This is a genomic window from Vibrio brasiliensis LMG 20546 (assembly GCF_000189255.1).
In the GTDB taxonomy this organism is placed as follows: Bacteria; Pseudomonadota; Gammaproteobacteria; order Enterobacterales; family Vibrionaceae; genus Vibrio; species Vibrio brasiliensis.
In genome coordinates this window covers 129,043-147,356 of record NZ_AEVS01000081.1, presented here as the reverse complement: position 1 = coordinate 147,356, position 18,314 = coordinate 129,043, and the positions used below count along the sequence as shown (strand labels likewise).

The following is an 18,314-nucleotide window of genomic DNA, read 5'->3' as shown; positions in this document are numbered from 1 at the left end:
CTATAGCGTGGAAATTTACGCCGTGCAATGTTTAAATTTTAAACATTACGCTTCTGGAGTGATGAAATTAACATCAATTTGTGTTTAATTTAATAATCACGATGTACTTGAGAGGATTCATACAATGGATACAGAAATCGGCACTCGCTTTAAGGCACTACGCGAAAAAGCGGGGCTATCTCAGCGAGAACTGGCTAAGCGTGCCGGAGTAACCAATGGCTTTATTTCTCAGATAGAAAATAACGCTGTCAGTCCGTCTGTGGCCTCTTTAAGCAAGCTACTTAGCAAAATTCCCACATCAATGGCGGAGTTTTTTGCCATTGATGACCCACAACCCGAGCAGTTCTATACCCGAAAAGAGGAGCAACCAGAAATTGGACAAGGAGAGATCAGCTACAGACAAGTTGGTCATTTTCATGGTGATCGACACATAGGCATGTTGCGCGAGACTCTCAAACCGAATGCGGATACTGGCGAAGAAATGCTCACGCATGAAGGCCAGGAGTGCGGTGTCATTGTTCAGGGTCAACTTGAGCTTACCGTCGATCTCCAAACCGTCACACTCCATGTTGGGGACGGATATTATTTTGATAGTACCCGACCTCACCGTTTTAGAAACACGGCTGAAGAAGAGTGCGTCATCATTAGCGCAAATTCACCGGCAAGCTTTTAAGGATAAGGCAATAATATGGATACTATGTACTGGCAGAACAAGGCTGAGACGATCACGTTTTCTACTCAGGCGTTTATTAATGGACAACTGCAGGACGCTAAAAGTGGTGAGACGTTTGAGATCATTAACCCTGCGACAGGTCGTGCTCTCGCGTCTGTGGCCCGATGTGATCAGCAAGATGTCGACATTGCCGTATCAGTTGCACGTCAGGCATTTGAAAATCGCGTTTGGGCAGGTTTAGCACCGGCAGAGCGTAAAGCGATTCTTCTTAACTATGCTCAGGAGATAGACGCTCACAAAGAGCAGTTTGCGGTTTTAGAATCACTCGATATGGGTAAACCGATTGGCGATGCAATGGGCTATGACGCTCCCGCCACTGCGCGCTGTATCGCGTGGAACGCCGAAGCCATCGATAAGATTTACGACGAAGTTGCCCCAGTCACCGAAGGCGCACTAGCACTTGTTACTCGCGAAGCACTCGGTGTTGTCGCGGCCATTGTGCCCTGGAACTTCCCGACCGTGATGGCGGCCTGGAAAATAGGTCCGGCGCTTGCCACGGGGAATTCTGTGATCATTAAACCGTCAGAGAAATCTCCCCTAACAGCGATTTTACTCGCCGAACTTGCCAAGAAAGCTGGCATTCCGGATGGGGTATTACAGGTTCTTCCAGGCTTCGGGCATGAAGCGGGCCAGGCGCTGGCTCTGCACAATGACGTCGATTGCATTACCTTTACCGGTTCAACTGCAGTAGGCAAAAAACTGCTATCTTTTGCTGGCGAGTCAAACCTTAAACGCGCCTTTATGGAATGTGGCGGTAAGAGCCCTCATATCATCAATCATGATGTTAAAGATATGGATAAAGCGGCCGCAACAGCAGTGTCAGCTATCTGCTACAACCAAGGGGAAGTGTGCACCGCAGGCTCACGCTTACTGGTTCACTCTTCGATCAAAGATCAGTTTATTGAGAAGCTACTGGAAAACGTCAAGAACTGGCAACCGGGTGATCCTCTGGCACAAGATACGCGTGTCGGTGCTATCGTCGATGAAGCTCAGTTTAAGCGCGTGCTAGACTACGTCGCTATTGGCAAACAGCAAGGCGCTAAGCTCATCTGTGGTGGCCAACCTGTACGTCAGGAGACCGGTGGCTACTTTATTCAGCCAGCAATCTTTACTGAGGTTACTCGTGACATGCGCATCTTCCAGGAAGAGATTTTCGGTCCCGTCCTATGTGTATCGACCTTTGATACCATAGACGAAGCGATTGAACTGGCGAACGACAGCGACTACGGTCTCGCAGCCGGTATCTGGACGGCAGACATTTCAACAGCAGTGCGCTGCTCACGTGCTCTACGTGCCGGTACCGTGTTCGTCAATAACTGGGATGGTGGTGATATGACCATGCCGTTTGGTGGCTATAAACAGAGCGGCAACGGACGTGACAAGTCCCTACATGCGCTGGATAAATACACCGAAATGAAGTCGACATGGATAGAGTTGGATTAAGTGAACTCGCCATTCAATGAAAAATCCCGTGATACCTTGTTCAATAAGGTGTCACGGGACATCAGTAAATCGTTACAACTCTGTTATCACCGACAGAGCAAAGAAATTTAGAAGGTCGGTGGTGTCGCTGCACTGATCAGTTCACACTCCACTTTGCCTTTGTTCCTAAAGCGGTGGGGCTTTTTGGTTTCAAAGTAATAAGAATCACCCGCTTTAAGCACCTGAGTCTTACTTCCCACGGTAATTTCAATCTCACCACGGATCACCACGCCACCTTCTTCACCTTCGTGTTGCAGGAAATCCGGACCGGTATCCGAACCCGGTGGGTAGAACTCACGCAGAATAGCCAGCTGCCTGCCCTCACGTTTAGCGCCTACCAACAGCATCTTTATTTTGCCATCACCTAAATCAGCCATTTGATCGACGGTGAAGAAGATATCGTCTTTCGCTTCAATTTCAATGGTAAAAAACTCCCCCATTGAAATAGGGATCGCATCAAGGATTTTCTTCAAGGAGCCGACAGACGGGTTAACGAGGTTCTGCTCAATCTGGGAAATCATTGAGTTGGTGACACCGCTGCGCTTTGCAAGCTCTCTCTGAGACAGTCCGCGCATCGTTCTTATTGTTTTGAGTTGTTTACCAACATCCATGGCCTATCCTCTGAAAAAGTTATTGCAACACTAATGACACAAATTGATTATCACTACGCAAAATTAAGCCAACAATTATAAATAAAGGTGATGACATAGCAAGCTATACCACCACCTTCAATAGTGTTATTCGTCAGCAAGTTTCATTTCCAGTTGCCGACGTTTTTCCGCCTTCGCCATTAGCCACCAGGCGATAAAGGTCGCGCAGGCAACGGCCAGAATGATTAAGGTTGCCAGCGCATTTATCTTAGGGCTAACCCCTAAGCGTACGCTGGAGAACACCACCATCGGCAAGGTCGTCGCACTTGGCCCCGATACAAAGCTGGCGATAACCAAATCATCCAGTGACAGAGTAAACGCCAGTAACCAGCCAGCCAGAATTGCAGGTGCAATGGTTGGAAGGGTGATCTGGAAAAAGACTTTCCACGGTGGCGCTCCAAGATCCATCGCCGCTTCTTCAATTGAACGATCGACTTCCTGCAGGCGAGAGCTGACTACAACGGTCACATAAGCCGTACAGAAGGTGACATGGGCGATCCAGATGGTCAGCATGCCGCGTTGCGAGAAGATGTCGAACACTTGGCCCAATGCAATAAACAATAGCAGTAGTGACAAGCCGGTGATCACTTCTGGCATCACCAGGGGTGCGGTGATCATAAAGGCAAAACCTGTTTCACCTCTGAACTTGCCGAAACGATTGAGGACAAACGCGGCAATAGTACCGAGCACCACGGCTGCACTGGCCGATAGGAATCCGATCAACAAGCTGAGCTTAACCCCGCCCATCAGTAGATCGTCTTCGAGTAACTCAAAATACCATTTGATAGAGAAACCCGACCAAACCGTTACCAATCGGTTCTCGTTAAACGAGTAGATGATCAGGATTAGGATCGGTAAGTAGAGAAACGTCAGGCCTGCAGCAAGGATCGCCCACTTCCATTTGGTTTTGTATACAGGTATTGCGTCCATTAGCTCGCCTCCAACTCACGTTTCTGGTATCGGTGGAACCACAGTATCGGGATCATTAACAGTAACAGCATCACAATGGCGACAGCGGAGGCCACTGGCCAGTCGCGGTTATTGAAGAATTCTTGCCATAGAACTTTACCGATTAATATCGAATCCGGCCCGCCGAGCAGCTCTGGGATGACGAACTCACCCACCGCTGGAATGAATACCAGCATTGAGCCAGCAATGATCCCCGCACGGGTCAGAGGAACAAGAATACTAAACAGGGTTGTCACAGGCTTAGCACCTAAGTCACTCGACGCTTCGATCAACGAGTAGTCAACGCGCATCAAAGCGGTATAGATAGGGAGAACCATGAAAGGTAGATAGGTGTAGACAATGCCAATGTAAACCGCCACGTCGGTGTGGAGTATTTTCAATGGTTCATCAATGGCACCCAATGACAACAAAACATTATTAAGCAGACCGTTGTTCTTGAGAATGCCAATCCACGCGTAGACACGGATCAGGAAACTGGTCCATGACGGCAGAATGATCAGCATCAACAGAATGTTACGTGTTGCCGGGTTAGAGTGCACTATCGCCCATGCGATAGGAAAACCAATGACCAAACACAGCAGGGTTGAGACTAACGCAATACGGATAGATTGTAGGTAAGAAGAAATATAGAGATCATCTTCCACCAGATACTGATAGTTGCCGATGTTGAGCAACAGTTGTATTTGCTGCTCCGCATAGCTCCATAGCTCGCTGTACGGAGGAATGGCAATCTGTGCTTCTGCAAAACTGATTTTGAAAACAATTAAGAAAGGCAGCAGGAAGAACAGCAATAACCACCCATAGGGTACCGATAGTAATAGACACTTCGGCGTGGGGACCACACGCCAGAAGTTGAGTTTGGCTTGAGTCTTCATAATTTAAGTACCACACTGCTTTCCATTTCCCAGCAAAGATTGACCCTTTGCTCCCATGTCGGCATATCCTTGCGGTGACGACTGGTGTTTTGCAGTGTTGCTGTGACCAGTTTTCCGCTATCCAGACGCACGTGGTAAATCGATTGATTCCCCATATAGGCGATGTCTTCAACCACGCCTGAACACGTATTTTCGACGCTTGATGGTTTATCACACAGCATCATTTTTTCTGGGCGTATCGCGATATAGACAGGGATACCTGGTGCGCCAGAAACCCCGTGTGCGATTCTAATTGGAGTCGGCAGATCAGGCGTCGCAATCGTGGCGCTATCGTTGTTGTTGGTCTCCAATACACCTTCAAACACGTTGACCGAGCCAATGAATCGTGCGGTAAATCTTGAGTTCGGGTGCTCATAAATGGCTTCTGGAGAGCCAATTTGAGCAAACTGACCTTTGTTCATAATGGCAATTCGACTCGCCATCGTCATTGCTTCTTCCTGATCGTGTGTCACCATGACACAAGTCACGCCAACACTTTCAAGAATATCGACCACCTCTAGCTGCATTTTCTCTCTTAGGTTTTTGTCCAGTGCACCCATTGGTTCGTCAAGGAGTAACAGCTTAGGTTTCTTGGCCAGACTGCGAGCTAGTGCGACCCTTTGCTTCTGTCCGCCCGATAGTTGATGAGGTTTACGCTTGGCGTAATCAGTCATTCTGACCAGTTCAAGCATATGCTTTACCGTCGCATCAATTTCTTTACTTGGCATGCCATCTTGCTTCAATCCGTAAGCAATGTTTTTAGCGACCGTCATATGAGGAAATAGTGCGTATGATTGAAACATCATGTTTACTGGGCGGCGGTAAGGTGGGATGTTCGCCAGATCTTCACCGTCGAGTATAATTTGCCCTTCCGTAGGCTGCTCAAAACCGGCCAGCATTCTTAGCAATGTTGACTTACCACATCCAGAGGCACCCAACAGGGCAAACAGTTCACCTTGATTGATCGTCAGATCAACATTATCAACCGCAAGGTGGCCGCTAAAGTCCTTGGTTAAACCGCGAATTTCTAATAAAGGCTTCGGTGGCTTAGGTTCAGTTTCGCTATGGACTAGCTCGGTTTCAATAGACATTACACTCATATCTTTCTCCCTACAGCGGCGAGCACCCGAAAGTGCCCGCCTTACAACTTAGTTTTTAATAAAGTCAGTCCACGTACGTGTTATTGTTCGTGACACTTTGTGTGGCAGCATTTTCGAGCTGTATAGCTTCTCTTGCGCCTCTTCCGTAGGGTAGATACCTGGATCATCTAAGATTTCCTGATCAATAAACTCACGCGAAGGTAAGTTCGGGTTTGCATACCAAACGTAGTTACTGATTTCAGCAATCACTTCTGGACGCATCAGGAAGTTGATAAACAGGTGAGCGTTTTCAGGGTGCTTCGCCTCTTTAGGGATCGCCATTAAGTCGAACCAGGCAAGAGCGCCCTCTTTCGGAATAGAGTAAGCAATCTCTACCCCGTTATCCGCTTCAGCTGCACGATCGGCCGCCTGAAGAACATCACCAGACCAACCGATAGCAACACAAATATCACCATTTGCTAAGTCATTGATGTATTGAGATGAGTGAAAGTAGGTGACGTACGGACGAATATCCTTCAGCAGGGCAAGCGCATCCTTTTTGTAGTCACTGGTTTTGGTACTGTTTGGATCTTTACCTAAGTAATTAAGTGACGCAGCCATGATTTCCGATGGTGCATTCAGGAAACCAACACCACACTGAGCCAGCTTCTCCATGTTCTCTGGTTTAAAGACCAGATCCCAGCTGTCAACTGGCGCATCTTTACCAAGGATCGCTTCCACTTTCTCGATGTTGTAACCAATACCTGTTGTACCCCATAGGTATGGAATCGAGTAATCGTTGTTAGGATCGACGGTATCCGCCAGTATTGCCATCAGTTTAGGATCTAAGTTCTTGTAGTTACTTAGCTTGCTTTTATCCAGCTTCTGGAATGCACCCGCTTTTGCCTGACGTCCAAGGAAGTCGTTACTCGGTACCACAATATCGAAACCTGTGTTACCTGAGAGAATTTTCGCTTCTAACACTTCATTAGAATCGAAAACATCGTAGACCACCTTAATGCCTGTCTCTTGTTCAAACTTCGCTATCGTGTCTTCCGCGATATAATCTGACCAGTTATAAACGTTAAGAACTTTCTCTTCGGCTGCGTTTACCATCGCTGGCGCTACACCGATAGCTGCTCCTAACGCCATGCCGATATATGCTTTTAGTTTAACCATTTGGATCTCCGTTCCTCTTGCTTGTTGCTCGTGTACGTGACCGACTAAGACTTGACGTCCGCCAATGTGTTATCTAATGCTTGTTTCGCTTTGGTGACGAGTTGATCGATTTCGTCTTTACTGATGATCAGTGGTGGTGAACAAATCATTGAGTCGCCCACCGCTCGCAAGACAACGCCTGCGTCAAAACAGTGCTCTCGACAGCGGGTCCCTACGTCGAGATCTTTGTCAAAGCGCTGATTGGTCTGTTTGTCAGCAACCAGTTCAATCGCACCAACCAAACCTTTACATCGAGCTTCACCGACTAACGGATGCTCTGCCAGTTCACTCCAACGCTTGGCAAAGTATGGAGCAATCTCTTCGCGCACTTGATTAACAACGTTGAGTCGCTGCATCTCTTTAATATTGGCAATGGCTACTGCACAGGCAGCAGGGTGACCTGAATAAGTGAAGCCATGAGCGAACTCTGTATCAGCGTCAGTCAGCACTTTTGCTACATGGTCGCGAACCATTACACCGCCCAGAGGCAGGTAGCCCGAAGTAATGCCCTTCGCCATACACATCAGATCTGGTTTGATGTTGAACGCCTGGCTGGCAAACCATTCACCAGTACGACCAAAGCCACAGATCACTTCATCAACGATCAGTAGGATTTCATACTTGTCACAAATACGCTGGATTTCAGGCCAGTAGCTGTCTGGTGGAATGATTACGCCACCAGCGCCCTGAATAGGTTCGGCAATAAAGGCGGCGACGTTATCTTCACCTAGCTCGAGGATTTTCGCTTCAAGCTGGCGGGCGCGCTCTAAACCAAACTCATTGGCATCCTGACCCTGACCTTCACCGAAATGGTAAGGCTGATCAATGTGAACGATATTAGGTAGCGGTAATCCACCCTGAGCGTGCATAAACTTCATACCACCCAGACTTGCGCCGGCCATAGTACTACCGTGGTAAGCGTTATGACGGCTGATCACGGTTTGCTTGCTCGCTTTACCTTTGCTTGCCCAGTAATGGCGAACCATACGTAATACCGTGTCGTTACACTCAGAACCTGAACCTGTGAAGAAGACATGGTTCATCCCTTCTGGCGTGATTTCAGCCAGTAAGGTAGAAAGCTCTACTGCCGGTGGATGAGTGGTCTGGAAGAACAGATTGTAATAAGGCAGTTCCTTTAGCTGCTCGGTAGCGGCATCAATCAGTGGCTGGCTACTATAGCCAAGGTTTACACACCATAGGCCCGCCATACCATCGAGAATTTTATTACCATCCTCATCGTAAATATAAACGCCCTCAGCTTTAGTAATAATGCGAGAACCTTTAGCATTTAATGACTTAAAGTTAGTAAATGGGTGCAGACAATGTGCACTATCCTGTTCAATCCATGTAGACATAGTTAACTCTCATCTGTTCAGATATCGAAATAAACTCGGCAAACTGACTGCGTAACTAGCTCACCTTGCCCCAAGTCAACCTGGCAAAATGCCAAGTGACTTAAGTCATGATTTATACGTTCAGCAATAGGAACTCACGTTCCCAAGAGCTGATCACTTGGAAAAATGTCTTGTACTCTTTGCGTTTAATGGCGACATAAGCCGAAACAAAGCGATCCCCTAAGATTTCACGTAGCTCGTCACTTTGCTCAAGTAGTACCAAAGCATCTTCAAGAGTATGTGGTAACGAGTACGGCTCAGTTGTCATGTCTCCGGTGCTTTTCTCTGTCGGTGTCAGCTTCTCTTTCATGCCCAGATAGCCACACGCCAGAGTCAACGCCATCGCCAGATAAGGGTTGGCATCAGCGCCGGCGTAGCGGTTCTCAATGCGTCGAGCATTACCCTCAGAGATAGGAACACGCAGACCTACCGTACGGTTGTCTTCACCCCAAGCAACGTTAGTCGGTGCAGATTCACCGAATACTAAACGGCGGTATGAGTTGACGTTAGGTGCAAAGAATGAGATCGCAGCTGGGGTATATTTCTGCATACCCGCGATATAGTTGAGGAACAGTTCGCTGTTAGAACCATCGTCATTAGCAAACAGATTTTTACCGTTATTATCAACCAGGCTTTGGTGGATGTGCATCGCACTGCCCGGTTCATCTTCCATCGGCTTCGCCATAAAGGTCGCATAAACATCATGTTTAAGCGCAGCTTCACGAACCGTGCGTTTAAACAAGAACACCTGATCGGCTCTATCGAGGGGTTCACCGTGGTCAAAGTTCAGTTCCATCTGAGCTGCGCCCGATTCATGAACTAAAGTGTCTACGTCCAACTCCTGCGCTTCACAGTAGTCGTACATGTCTTCAAAAATCGGGTCAAATTCGTTAACTGCATCGATACTGAAAGACTGGCGAGCCGTTTCAGGGCGACCGTTACGACCAATTGGCGGTTCAAGTGGGTAATCCCAATCGAGGTTCTTCTTAACTAAAAAGAATTCGAGCTCTGGAGCCACAACTGGGTTCCAGCCTTCTTTTTTGTAGAGATCTAATACACGGCGTAATACGGCGCGGGGTGAGATATCGACTGGGTCACCGTCCACAGTGTAACAATCGTGGATGACCTGCGCTGTCGGCTCTTTAGTCCAGGGAACAAAACGAATCGTATCCGGGTCCGGTTCCAAAAGCATGTCCTTCTCTGTTAAATCAATCATGCTTTCGTCATCAGGCCAGTCACCAGTTACTGTTTGGAAAAAAACCGCTTCGGGAAGGCGCATACCTCCCTCTCGAAGAAACTTTTTAGCAGGCATTATCTTGCCACGCGCATTACCAGTGATGTCTGGGATCAGGCATTCAACCTCAGTAATCCTATTACTTTCAATCCACTTAGTTATCTTTTCCATGAATACTTCACCTATTGTTTGGCGACAAATTTGTCAGCGACTTGGAATAGGATTGACCTTGAACTGGTTAAATGTCAACCACAAATGTTAATTATTTTGATAATTTGATAGCTAGATTTTACAAATAATTAACAACAGTGTTGTGTTTTACTAAACGTTGTGTAAGGGTAATATCGTGCGTTGGATGTTTTTTCATCAACTATGAGTAAGATTGTTATCGACAAAATATGGCTAACGTGTTGCTGAACACGCGAAGGAAAGTAAGGACGCACTTGCCCATCTCCCATAAGCGGTAATCAACTTAAGGAAGCGAATAAACAATGAACGAGCTAGTCAAACAAACTATTACCACAACACAAGATGCACGCTCAGTTCACGGTGCTGCCAATATGATCGAACAGTTCATCCGTGCGAATCCTCTGGTCACCACAGTCGATCTGATGCTGTTTGATATTAACGGTGTTATCCGTGGTAAACGAGTTAACGCCTCTCAACTGGATAAGATCTCTGAGCAGGGAATATGCTTACCTGCTTCTGTCTTCGCATTAGATATCTGTGGCGAAACGGTAGAGGAAACAGGTTTGGGCTTCGAACAAGGCGATGGCGACAGACTGTGTATGCTGGTCGACAGTTCTCTGCAGCTCACCCCCTGGCTAGAAAACAGTGCCCAGGCAATTGTCACTATGTATGAACCTGATAGCCAGCAGCCCTTCTTTGCCGACCCACGCCATGTTCTACAAGGTCAGCTGGACAAGTTTGCTCAGCGTGGGTTAACACCTTGTGTCGCGATAGAACTGGAGTTCTACCTGCAAGATTTAAAACCGGATGCAGATGGTCAACCGCAGCCACCAATCATGCCTCTCAGTGGCGAACGAATGACTCAGACTCAGGTCTACTCTCTTGACGAGCTCGATGAATTCAAAGCGTTTCTCGATGAAGTCATCGCAACCTGTGAAACGCAGAATATTCCAGCTGACAACATTACTGCTGAGTATGCTCCCGGACAGTTTGAGGTCAACTTACGTCATAGCAGCGATGTACTGCTGGCCTGTGATCAGGCGATGCTGTTAAAACGAGTGGTACGTGCGGTCGCGAAAAAACACGGATTTTACGCTAACTTTATGGCCAAACCCTATACCGAGCATGCGGGTAATGGCTGCCATGTACATGTCAGTCTGCTTGATAAAGATGGCAAGAATATCTTCGCTGACGATCAAAATACTCTGCTTCATGCCATCGCTGGCATCCTCAATCATATGGATGAAAGCATGGCGGTTCTGGCACCGAACGCCAACTCTTACCGTCGTCTGCAACCAAACATGTTTGTACCACTGCAAACCACATGGGGTTGGGACAATCGCACCGTCGCGGTTCGCGTTCCGGCCAGTGAGAGCAGCAACCGCCGTATCGAACACCGCCTGTCTGGCGCGGATGTTAACCCCTACTTAACCACTGCGGTTATCCTGGCATCCATTCTTGATGGTATTGAACGCCAACAGCTACCACCAGCACCTATTGAAGGCGATGCTACTTTGGTAGATGCGCCTTCGGTTCCTACGTCTTGGGCGGCAGCTTTAGAGCTATTTGACCAGAGCAGCTTCTTTAAAGAGGCATTTGGTGAAGCGTTCTGCAAGATCTACCTAGCCAACAAACAACATGAGCAAGAGCACTTCTCTGCTCAGGTATCCCCACTCGAGTACCAATGGTACAAGTAAGTTCAACTTTTAGTTTTAAGGACAAAGCTATGAAAGCAAAGCACACGAACTCTTACTACGCAGCGTCAGCGAATCACAGCTTCGATTTTCCGACGTTAAAAGGCGCACACAAGGCAGATGTTTGTGTAGTTGGTTCAGGTATTACTGGTGCAACAGCAGCACTTGAACTTGCCAATCGTGGTTTCAAAGTCATCGTTCTTGAAGGAAAACGAGTTGGCTGGGGCGCGTCGGGTCGTAGTGGTGGTCAGGCGATTTTTGGCTGGGCATCTGAGCAAAGCACCCTTGAAAAACTGGTGGGCAAATCAGACGCGCGTAAACTTTGGGATATGTCGGTTGACGCTCTTACCTTAACTAAAGGCAATATTAAGAAATACAATATCGACTGTGACTGGCGCGACGGCATGGTTCACTTAGGTGTTAAGCCACGACACGATCGTGAGCTTAAAGCCTGGTATGACGATCTGAGAGAAAACTACGATTACCATTCTCTAGAATTATGGGATCAGGAGCAGACACGTGAACATATTGCCAGTGATCGCTATACGTCCGGTATGTTCGATTCTAACAGCGGCCATCTTCACCCTCTTAACTACACACTTGGTCTGGTTAAAGCAGCTAAAGAAGCAGGGGTTGAATTCTACGAACAGAGTGAATGTAAAAAGATTGAACATGGCGATCCTGCGACCCTATTTACTGAACACGGTACCGTAGAAGCAAACCACGTAGTGCTAGCATGTAACGCATATATGGATGGTTTAGAGACTAAGCTGGAAAACCGTGTTATGCCGGTGGGCACGTATATCTGTGCTACTGAACCCTTAGGTGAAGAGGTGACTGGTCAATTGATGAAAGACCATATCTCTGCCTGTGACATTAACTTTGTTCTGGACTACTTCCGCTGCTCAGGTGACCACCGTATGTTATTTGGCGGCCGCGTTAGCTATTCTGGGGTTGCACCATTCAATCTTGAAAAAGCAATGCAATCGCGCATGGTCGATATCTACCCACAGCTTAAAAATGCAAAAATCGACTTTGCCTGGGGCGGTAATGTCGCCATCACCCTAAACCGAGCACCACACTTTGGTCGCATCAAACCGAACGTCTATTTTGCCCAAGGCTTTTCCGGCCACGGCATTGCAGCGACAGGGATGGCAGGCACCTTAATGGCGGAATGTATTGCGACCACCGCAGAGCGTTTTGCGATTTTCGACAAGATTCCCCATCACCCATTCCCGGGCGGAAGACTGTTCCGCACCCCGGCTCTGGTATTGGCCATGTCTTACTTCCGAATTCGCGACATGCTGTAACTATCAAGGTGTTAACTATCTTATAAAGCGAGGACTTCGGTGCTCGCTTTCGTCCATCTTGTAACGAGTAGAATTCAATCCCAACCAACGCCTGCTTGCCAATGACAGTGCGCAAACATTGTAATAGCCAGAATTTAGCAGACACCAATACGTCTAATTCACCCAGTCCTCATAAACTAAACCTGATACCCGAGAAAACTCTCTGGTATTGTTGGTGACTAACACACACCCTTTAGAGATCGCGTGACCCGCAATAGCAGTGTCGTTATTGCCAATAGGTGTACCTTTTTCCATGAGATCACGCTTAACTTCAGTCGTTGCGTCAACAGCCGCTTTGTCCCACGGTAAGATTTCATCAACACGTTTAAGGAATTCATTCACTAACACAACATGCCTGGGAGAGGCTTTTTTACCCAACAAACCATACTGCATTTCTTGATAGGTAATCGCTGAAATAACAATTCGATGTTGATTGCCGACCACCGACTGAAGTTTTTTCAGTATTTCAATAGGTTGCTCCCTCATAATGAATGAACAAATACATGAATCGAGCATGTAATTAATTTTCCTATTCAAAATTGAATCGTCCTTCGTCCACAATCACATCTTCACGGTTCGTCATGAAGTCATCATCACTTTGCTGTTGCTGCCCATATGATAGCCAGTCCGGGCGTACTGGGCGCAAGGTGATCACGTCGCCCTCTTTATAAATTTCAAGTTCATTCACACCTTCAAACTCAAAGTCTTTCGGCAATCGTACCGCTTGGTTCTTGCCATTTTTAAATATTGAGACTGTTCTCATAACATCGGCCTTAGCATATGCTCAACATATGTACAGTATGAGCAGCTCATGACATATGTCAAGCATATGAAAGTATCATCACTAAATCTGCTAACTCCGCGACAGAACAGAGTGGAACTAAACAGCGAGTCTTGGTTTAAAGATGTAACCCAAATAACGAGGTGATGGACAATTTTTTCTGATGCTATTGCAATCAAGTTCACTGTTATCCATCATCTACTGACACCCTAACAGATGGAAAACGGCTATGAGTACACTGCCCACCTCAGACGATGTGCTGCAATTTTGGTTTCACGAATTAGAAGCGAAGGATTGGTTTGTCAGCAACCCGGATATTGACGCGCTGATTCGGTCTCGCTTTGAACCTTTGCTAGAAAGTGCCGCTCAATCCGAGCTATTCCATTGGCGAACGACCGCGCGAGGCCGTCTTGCAGAAGTGATTGTGCTTGACCAGTTTTCACGCAATATTTATCGCAATAGCGCGCAAGCGTTCGCTCAGGATCCACTGGCATTGGCCCTTGCTCAGCAAGCGATTGAACTCAAGCTCGATCAAGAGCTGGAGACCATCAAGCGCAGTTTCCTTTACATGCCGTTTATGCACAGTGAATCTAAGCTGATCCACCAGCAGGCAGTGGAACTTTTTAATGTCGACGGTATGGAAAACAACTATCAGTTTGAGCTCAAACACAAGGTGATTATCGACCGCTTTGGCCGCTATCCTCATCGTAATGAAATCCTTGGTCGCGTGAGTAGCGCAGAGGAAATCGAATTTTTAACTCAGCCCGGCTCAAGCTTTTAAGCGCAAGAACCCTGTGCAGCAACAAGGTGCCCTATTCTCCAGGGCACTTCCCCTCACTTTCGCTGCTAATAACTACGGCTGACAAATTCCACTTCATTAACCTGATGAATGCGGTTGGTGTAGGACGCCAGTGCGTACATGATGTTGGCAAGTAAATTGGCATAGCGAAATAGAATCGGGTCAGGCGACTTTTTACCAGAGTGTTCAACAGCAACCAGAGCGCGAACCACTTTTTTAGCTTGGGTTCGACACAGATGTAACTCTGCTGAAACTGGGTGCCCTCCTGGTAACACGAAACCTCTGAAGCCGCCTTCAAGCTTATCTCGCAGCAAATTGTAGTCTTGATAAAGCTCGGCAAGAATCTGTTCATCAATCGCCATTTTGCCCCGCACGGAACCATTGAGGTGATAGACATTGGGCTGAACGCGACTCAAGATATCGCGACTCACATCATCCAGTTCATACGTCAGCACTAAACCAATTCGGCTGCACAACTCATCACTGGCGATTTCAAAATCGCACACCGGACTATCTTCGTAGATAAATGGGTAACAGATCTCTCCGTGGTCTTTGCTAACGGGACGCATCACTTTTCCTCAATAAAACACAAAGGAGCCATCATGGCTCCTTCATTATCTTCTAAGCTATCCGATAAGCTACTGGTTGGAAACCTTTTTATGCCCTTGCTCGAGGTGCACAAAGTCCACTAAGTCATCACCCGACACTTGATAGGCCTGTCCAAAACCTTTCACAAATAGCCCTTTCTCAGCTTTCAGGTTGAACAGGACAAAGTCCTCAAGCTGACTCAGGCCTTCAATGATTTCACCAAAACGCCCCTGCATCTGAGCAATGACCTGTTGCCACTGCTGACTGTCGCGCGGTACGACCGAAGCAACCGCATCAAAGGTCAGACGTTTACGAGCAAACAACTGTTTCGAACTGTCTTCATCTTCAATCATCATAATCGATACATTTGGATTTACTTGCAGGTTGCGCGCATGACGAGCAATTTCAGAGATCAAAACAAAGTAGCCATCCTGATTTTGTACATATGGGGCATAGCTGACATTTGGGCGCCCGTTCTCATCCACAGTCGCAAGCTGCAAAGTGCGGCGCTCTTGGCGAAACTCTTTGATCTCAGGTTCTAAGCGGCCTTGCAAACGCTCCTGCTTAACTTGTTGATCCATTTAAGACTCCTAACTTTCTTTTGTTATTCTGTATCGACTATTGGCTTAACTCGCGCTGCCAGCGTTTGAACGTCTCTACCTGGAGTGCCAATAACTGGCGCTTATCATCACGCCCCAAGTAGACTTTAAACATATTATTCCCTTCGGGACAAAAGAAACCAAAATAGTGACTTTCTCGTCCTCTGAAGGGTTTACTGACCAGCGCGACATCCTTGATATGTTCGAGCTTAAGGTGACCATCTAGTTCCCCCTCTTTGCCCATTAAGTTGTAATAACCTCGGGCAACCTTTCCTTTAGGGAAAGGCGCTTTGACCTCAAAAATTGAACCAAACGAATGAACAATGGTTGTCACTGGACCAAAACCAACCAGCTTCTCAAGGATCATTTGCGCCTGTTCACCGGCCACTAACGTCACCATCTCTTCAGGCAGAGAAGCGACAATTTGAAATTCGGATACATTCAGTTTCTCAGCCATTTCGACTGGAAGTAATGTGGGTTCTTGCTCCATAAGCTGAGCAACTTGCTGTTTGAGTTCGAGCATAACCTTTCCCTGATTTTCCCCTCATTCCGGAGGGAGACGTTATCTACTTATTAGACTTTAGTACCTTTATCTTCGTCTGGGAAAAGGGATTCTCCAAACTTGGCTTTCATCGACTAACGTCTTTCTACTTCACGTTTAACTGAGGGCAAAGATCATAGATTGGCACAAATAAGAATGCAATTGATAATTGATCTTATTTTCATTGTACGCAATAATCGAGCTCAGGTTGAACAATATGGTTAGACGGAGAGATAGGGTGAACATCAAACGATACGTCATTGCCGGTGGACTTTCTTTTGCCGCGCATGCTGCGTTAGTCGTCGTCATGCAAGAGCCTAAAGCGTTTGCTATGCCAGTGGGCAGCCAGTCCAACTCAGTTTCACTTAACTTCAAAACCATGGCGAGCGTAACGCCCAGCGTCGAACCTGCCACTCAACCGGTAACGAAAAACCAAGCGAAGCCAGTTGAAGCTGCCCCCGCAAAAGCAAAGAAAATCGTTAAACAGCCGACCACTAAACCGAAAAAAGCCGTAGCCAGTCAGCCTGCGCAATCTGTAGTTAAAAAACAGCGTGTGGTGAGCAAACCTAAGCCTCAGCAAACGGTGAAGCGTAAACCTGAATCTCAGCGACCGGCAAAACCCATCGCCGAGTCTAAGCAACCACCGACGAACGTCAAGGCACCAAGCCAAGTGGTCAACAAGGGCATTACTTCGCAGCCAGTCATGCTGACCAAAGCGTCATTTTTAAACCGCCCTGCTCCCCCAAAGTACCCTCGAATGGCGAAAAAGCGTGGTATCGAGGGTGTGGTTATGTATGAGGTGTGGCTTGATGAGAGTGGCAACCAGGTTAAACAGGTTCTTATCTCTTCATCTGGTGCCACTATTCTCGATAAATCTGCATTGGAAGCGATCAAGAAATGGCAGTTTTCCCCTCAATCTATCGATGGGCAACGTGTCGCCCACCGTATTCAAATCCCTGTTCGTTTTAAATTGGATCGATAATGGAACAAATAAATCAATTACAGCAACAGCTTGGGCTAATGACCTGGCCTCTCGTTATCTGCTCAGGCCTTACTTTGATGATCATTGTTGAGCGAGTTTTTCAGGTCATCATCAGTTTAGGGGTCGGGAAACGAGCCATTCGCGCCGAGCTTGAGAAGATCCATCCCGACAACACGCAACAAATTGCCGCTCTGGCAGAGGCGTTAGCGCCGCGTCGCCCATTACTTTATAAGGGGGTCGCAATGTTACTGGCTCACCATACGTTCGCGAAGACACTCCGAGAAGACGCGGCGGGTATGTGGTTGCAAGAGAAGCGTCATCAGCTCAATTCGGGTTTGCGCCTGTTGTCACTCATCGGTGTGATCACTCCTTTGATTGGTTTACTCGGTACTGTATTAGGTCTGATTGAGATGTTTAAAGGCGTTGCCGCTTCCTCGGGCAACATAACCCCGAATGATCTTGCTGATGGCCTCGGCATTGCGATGCGAACTACCGCAGCCGGACTGATTATCGCCCTACCCGCTATTGCTGGCGCACAACTGCTTGGGCTATGGGCAGACAGAGTGATGGCCAAACTGGAGCACACATTAAACTACGTTAACCTGTGGCTTGAAGGCATGAGTATTCCGCAGGTCATGACTAAGCAAACCGATGCTGCTGTGCTACCGAGCGATCCAAGCGTCGAGGCGAGTTAATGATCAAAGTAGCGCAAACAGACAACCGCAACACATTGGTGCCAGACTTAACGCCACTGCTCGACATCATCTTTATCGTCATGGTTTTTCTGATGTTGACCGCCGCGGTCAAGCTCGACTCACTTGAGGTTGATTTACCAACGGTCGATTCACCTGTGGTGTCCGAAGTGGAAAACCAGTCTTTGACGGTCAACATCCTTGAGTCACAACCTCACTGGGCAATTGACGGTAAAGCGTATATTGACTGGGAAAACTTCACTCTTGCACTGCTTGAAGAGCACAAAACCAACCAACAACCAATAGTAATTGGCGCTGATAAAACCGCAGATGTTCAGCATCTGGTGAAATTGCTCGCGTTTCTGCAGCAAAACGGTATCCAGGCTACCCAACTGCTCACGGAAGAGTCTAAATAATCGAGTTAACT

Annotated in this window: 20 protein-coding genes; 8 read left to right on the top strand and 12 right to left on the bottom strand. The window is 47.4% G+C overall.

The features are described 5' to 3' along the window. Positions 1 to 124: 124 nt before the first annotated feature. A complete protein-coding gene (locus RH46_RS16235) occupies positions 125 to 673 on the top strand; it encodes a cupin domain-containing protein (RefSeq protein ID WP_006880600.1) in 549 nt (182 codons plus the stop codon). 15 nt (positions 674 to 688) lie between these two features. After that, positions 689 to 2,176: an aldehyde dehydrogenase gene (locus tag RH46_RS16230; RefSeq protein WP_006880599.1), complete on the top strand. Its 1,488-nt coding sequence runs from the start codon at positions 689 to 691 to the stop codon at positions 2,174 to 2,176. A gap of 107 nt (positions 2,177 to 2,283) precedes the next feature. Here the strand turns inward: RH46_RS16230 and RH46_RS16225 are convergent, their stop codons facing one another. From RH46_RS16225 to RH46_RS16195, 7 genes are all read right to left on the bottom strand, one after another. Beyond that, entirely contained in the window at positions 2,284 to 2,826 is a 543-nt protein-coding gene (locus tag RH46_RS16225; RefSeq protein WP_006880598.1) for a cupin domain-containing protein, read from the bottom strand. Positions 2,827 to 2,952: 126 nt separating this feature from the next. Further along, positions 2,953 to 3,795 carry an ABC transporter permease subunit gene (locus tag RH46_RS16220; protein ID WP_006880597.1) on the bottom strand — a complete coding sequence of 281 codons (843 nt, stop codon included), beginning with the start codon at positions 3,793 to 3,795 and terminating at the stop codon, positions 2,953 to 2,955. Next, a complete protein-coding gene (gene potH / locus RH46_RS16215; protein ID WP_006880596.1) occupies positions 3,795 to 4,709 on the bottom strand; it encodes a putrescine ABC transporter permease PotH in 915 nt (304 codons plus the stop codon). The genes RH46_RS16220 and potH overlap by 1 nt, the downstream gene beginning before the upstream one ends. After that, positions 4,706 to 5,848: a putrescine ABC transporter ATP-binding subunit PotG gene (potG, locus tag RH46_RS16210; RefSeq protein ID WP_006880595.1), complete on the bottom strand. Its 1,143-nt coding sequence runs from the start codon at positions 5,846 to 5,848 to the stop codon at positions 4,706 to 4,708. Before potG ends, potH begins: the two co-directional genes overlap by 4 nt. A gap of 48 nt (positions 5,849 to 5,896) precedes the next feature. Continuing rightward, on the bottom strand, positions 5,897 to 7,006 hold the full coding sequence (locus RH46_RS16205; RefSeq protein WP_006880594.1) for an extracellular solute-binding protein: 1,110 nt from the start codon (positions 7,004 to 7,006) through the stop codon (positions 5,897 to 5,899). Positions 7,007 to 7,050: 44 nt separating this feature from the next. After that, positions 7,051 to 8,400, bottom strand: coding sequence for an aspartate aminotransferase family protein (locus RH46_RS16200; RefSeq protein ID WP_006880593.1), 1,350 nt, complete (start codon positions 8,398 to 8,400; stop codon positions 7,051 to 7,053). A 112-nt stretch (positions 8,401 to 8,512) separates the two neighbouring features. Next, positions 8,513 to 9,844, bottom strand: coding sequence for a glutamine synthetase family protein (locus RH46_RS16195; protein ID WP_006880592.1), 1,332 nt, complete (start codon positions 9,842 to 9,844; stop codon positions 8,513 to 8,515). Positions 9,845 to 10,164: 320 nt separating this feature from the next. Between RH46_RS16195 and RH46_RS16190 the strand changes: the two genes are divergently transcribed. Together RH46_RS16190 and RH46_RS16185 are read left to right on the top strand one after the other, a co-directional pair. Further along, positions 10,165 to 11,559, top strand: a complete 1,395-nt coding sequence (locus RH46_RS16190; RefSeq protein ID WP_006880591.1) for a glutamine synthetase family protein — start codon at positions 10,165 to 10,167, stop codon at positions 11,557 to 11,559. 29 nt (positions 11,560 to 11,588) lie between these two features. Beyond that, entirely contained in the window at positions 11,589 to 12,866 is a 1,278-nt protein-coding gene (locus RH46_RS16185; protein ID WP_006880590.1) for an NAD(P)/FAD-dependent oxidoreductase, read from the top strand. Between the two features lie 153 nt (positions 12,867 to 13,019). Here the strand turns inward: RH46_RS16185 and RH46_RS16180 are convergent, their stop codons facing one another. Both RH46_RS16180 and vapB read right to left on the bottom strand, forming a co-directional pair. Beyond that, on the bottom strand, positions 13,020 to 13,421 hold the full coding sequence (locus RH46_RS16180) for a type II toxin-antitoxin system VapC family toxin (RefSeq protein WP_006880589.1): 402 nt from the start codon (positions 13,419 to 13,421) through the stop codon (positions 13,020 to 13,022). A 13-nt stretch (positions 13,422 to 13,434) separates the two neighbouring features. Further along, on the bottom strand, positions 13,435 to 13,668 hold the full coding sequence (vapB, locus tag RH46_RS16175) for a type II toxin-antitoxin system VapB family antitoxin (RefSeq protein WP_006880588.1): 234 nt from the start codon (positions 13,666 to 13,668) through the stop codon (positions 13,435 to 13,437). Positions 13,669 to 13,915: 247 nt separating this feature from the next. Between vapB and RH46_RS16170 the strand changes: the two genes are divergently transcribed. Further along, on the top strand, positions 13,916 to 14,467 hold the full coding sequence (locus tag RH46_RS16170; RefSeq protein WP_006880587.1) for a DUF924 family protein: 552 nt from the start codon (positions 13,916 to 13,918) through the stop codon (positions 14,465 to 14,467). Positions 14,468 to 14,532: 65 nt separating this feature from the next. Here RH46_RS16170 and RH46_RS16165 read toward each other — a convergent pair whose 3' ends face one another. From RH46_RS16165 to hutX, 3 genes are all read right to left on the bottom strand, one after another. After that, a complete protein-coding gene (locus tag RH46_RS16165) occupies positions 14,533 to 15,054 on the bottom strand; it encodes an ATP:cob(I)alamin adenosyltransferase (RefSeq protein WP_006880586.1) in 522 nt (173 codons plus the stop codon). Positions 15,055 to 15,123: 69 nt separating this feature from the next. Beyond that, positions 15,124 to 15,654, bottom strand: coding sequence for a heme utilization protein HutZ (gene hutZ, locus RH46_RS16160; protein ID WP_006880585.1), 531 nt, complete (start codon positions 15,652 to 15,654; stop codon positions 15,124 to 15,126). 37 nt (positions 15,655 to 15,691) lie between these two features. Continuing rightward, positions 15,692 to 16,195 (bottom strand): heme utilization cystosolic carrier protein HutX, encoded by a 504-nt coding sequence (gene hutX, locus RH46_RS16155; RefSeq protein WP_006880584.1) that lies wholly within the window; start codon positions 16,193 to 16,195, stop codon positions 15,692 to 15,694. A gap of 256 nt (positions 16,196 to 16,451) precedes the next feature. Here hutX and RH46_RS16150 point away from each other — a divergent pair, with 256 nt between their 5' ends. Genes RH46_RS16150 through RH46_RS16140 form a run of 3 tightly spaced genes read left to right on the top strand, consistent with a single transcriptional unit; the run spans position 16,452 to position 18,303 of the window. Continuing rightward, positions 16,452 to 17,195 carry an energy transducer TonB gene (locus RH46_RS16150; RefSeq protein ID WP_006880583.1) on the top strand — a complete coding sequence of 248 codons (744 nt, stop codon included), beginning with the start codon at positions 16,452 to 16,454 and terminating at the stop codon, positions 17,193 to 17,195. After that, entirely contained in the window at positions 17,195 to 17,890 is a 696-nt protein-coding gene (locus tag RH46_RS16145) for a MotA/TolQ/ExbB proton channel family protein (protein ID WP_006880582.1), read from the top strand. The genes RH46_RS16150 and RH46_RS16145 overlap by 1 nt, the downstream gene beginning before the upstream one ends. Then, positions 17,890 to 18,303 carry an ExbD/TolR family protein gene (locus RH46_RS16140; protein ID WP_006880581.1) on the top strand — a complete coding sequence of 138 codons (414 nt, stop codon included), beginning with the start codon at positions 17,890 to 17,892 and terminating at the stop codon, positions 18,301 to 18,303. The genes RH46_RS16145 and RH46_RS16140 overlap by 1 nt, the downstream gene beginning before the upstream one ends. Positions 18,304 to 18,314: the final 11 nt, after the last annotated feature.

Bases quoted from the DNA above. Each gene is read 5' to 3' on its own strand.
- RH46_RS16220 (WP_006880597.1), bottom strand. From the start codon at position 3,795: ATGGACGCAATACCTGTATACAAAACCAAATGGAAGTGGGCGATCCTT.
- RH46_RS16195 (WP_006880592.1), bottom strand. From the start codon at position 9,844: ATGGAAAAGATAACTAAGTGGATTGAAAGTAATAGGATTACTGAGGTT.
- RH46_RS16165 (WP_006880586.1), bottom strand. From the start codon at position 15,054: ATGCGTCCCGTTAGCAAAGACCACGGAGAGATCTGTTACCCATTTATC.
- RH46_RS16205 (WP_006880594.1), bottom strand. From the start codon at position 7,006: ATGGTTAAACTAAAAGCATATATCGGCATGGCGTTAGGAGCAGCTATC.
- potG (WP_006880595.1), bottom strand. From the start codon at position 5,848: ATGAGTGTAATGTCTATTGAAACCGAGCTAGTCCATAGCGAAACTGAA.
- potH (WP_006880596.1), bottom strand. From the start codon at position 4,709: ATGAAGACTCAAGCCAAACTCAACTTCTGGCGTGTGGTCCCCACGCCG.
- RH46_RS16170 (WP_006880587.1), top strand. From the start codon at position 13,916: ATGAGTACACTGCCCACCTCAGACGATGTGCTGCAATTTTGGTTTCAC.
- RH46_RS16145 (WP_006880582.1), top strand. From the start codon at position 17,195: ATGGAACAAATAAATCAATTACAGCAACAGCTTGGGCTAATGACCTGG.
- RH46_RS16140 (WP_006880581.1), top strand. From the start codon at position 17,890: ATGATCAAAGTAGCGCAAACAGACAACCGCAACACATTGGTGCCAGAC.
- RH46_RS16185 (WP_006880590.1), top strand. From the start codon at position 11,589: ATGAAAGCAAAGCACACGAACTCTTACTACGCAGCGTCAGCGAATCAC.
- RH46_RS16180 (WP_006880589.1), bottom strand. From the start codon at position 13,421: ATGCTCGATTCATGTATTTGTTCATTCATTATGAGGGAGCAACCTATT.
- vapB (WP_006880588.1), bottom strand. From the start codon at position 13,668: ATGAGAACAGTCTCAATATTTAAAAATGGCAAGAACCAAGCGGTACGA.
- hutX (WP_006880584.1), bottom strand. From the start codon at position 16,195: ATGCTCGAACTCAAACAGCAAGTTGCTCAGCTTATGGAGCAAGAACCC.
- RH46_RS16235 (WP_006880600.1), top strand. From the start codon at position 125: ATGGATACAGAAATCGGCACTCGCTTTAAGGCACTACGCGAAAAAGCG.
- RH46_RS16190 (WP_006880591.1), top strand. From the start codon at position 10,165: ATGAACGAGCTAGTCAAACAAACTATTACCACAACACAAGATGCACGC.
- RH46_RS16225 (WP_006880598.1), bottom strand. From the start codon at position 2,826: ATGGATGTTGGTAAACAACTCAAAACAATAAGAACGATGCGCGGACTG.
- hutZ (WP_006880585.1), bottom strand. From the start codon at position 15,654: ATGGATCAACAAGTTAAGCAGGAGCGTTTGCAAGGCCGCTTAGAACCT.
- RH46_RS16200 (WP_006880593.1), bottom strand. From the start codon at position 8,400: ATGTCTACATGGATTGAACAGGATAGTGCACATTGTCTGCACCCATTT.
- RH46_RS16230 (WP_006880599.1), top strand. From the start codon at position 689: ATGGATACTATGTACTGGCAGAACAAGGCTGAGACGATCACGTTTTCT.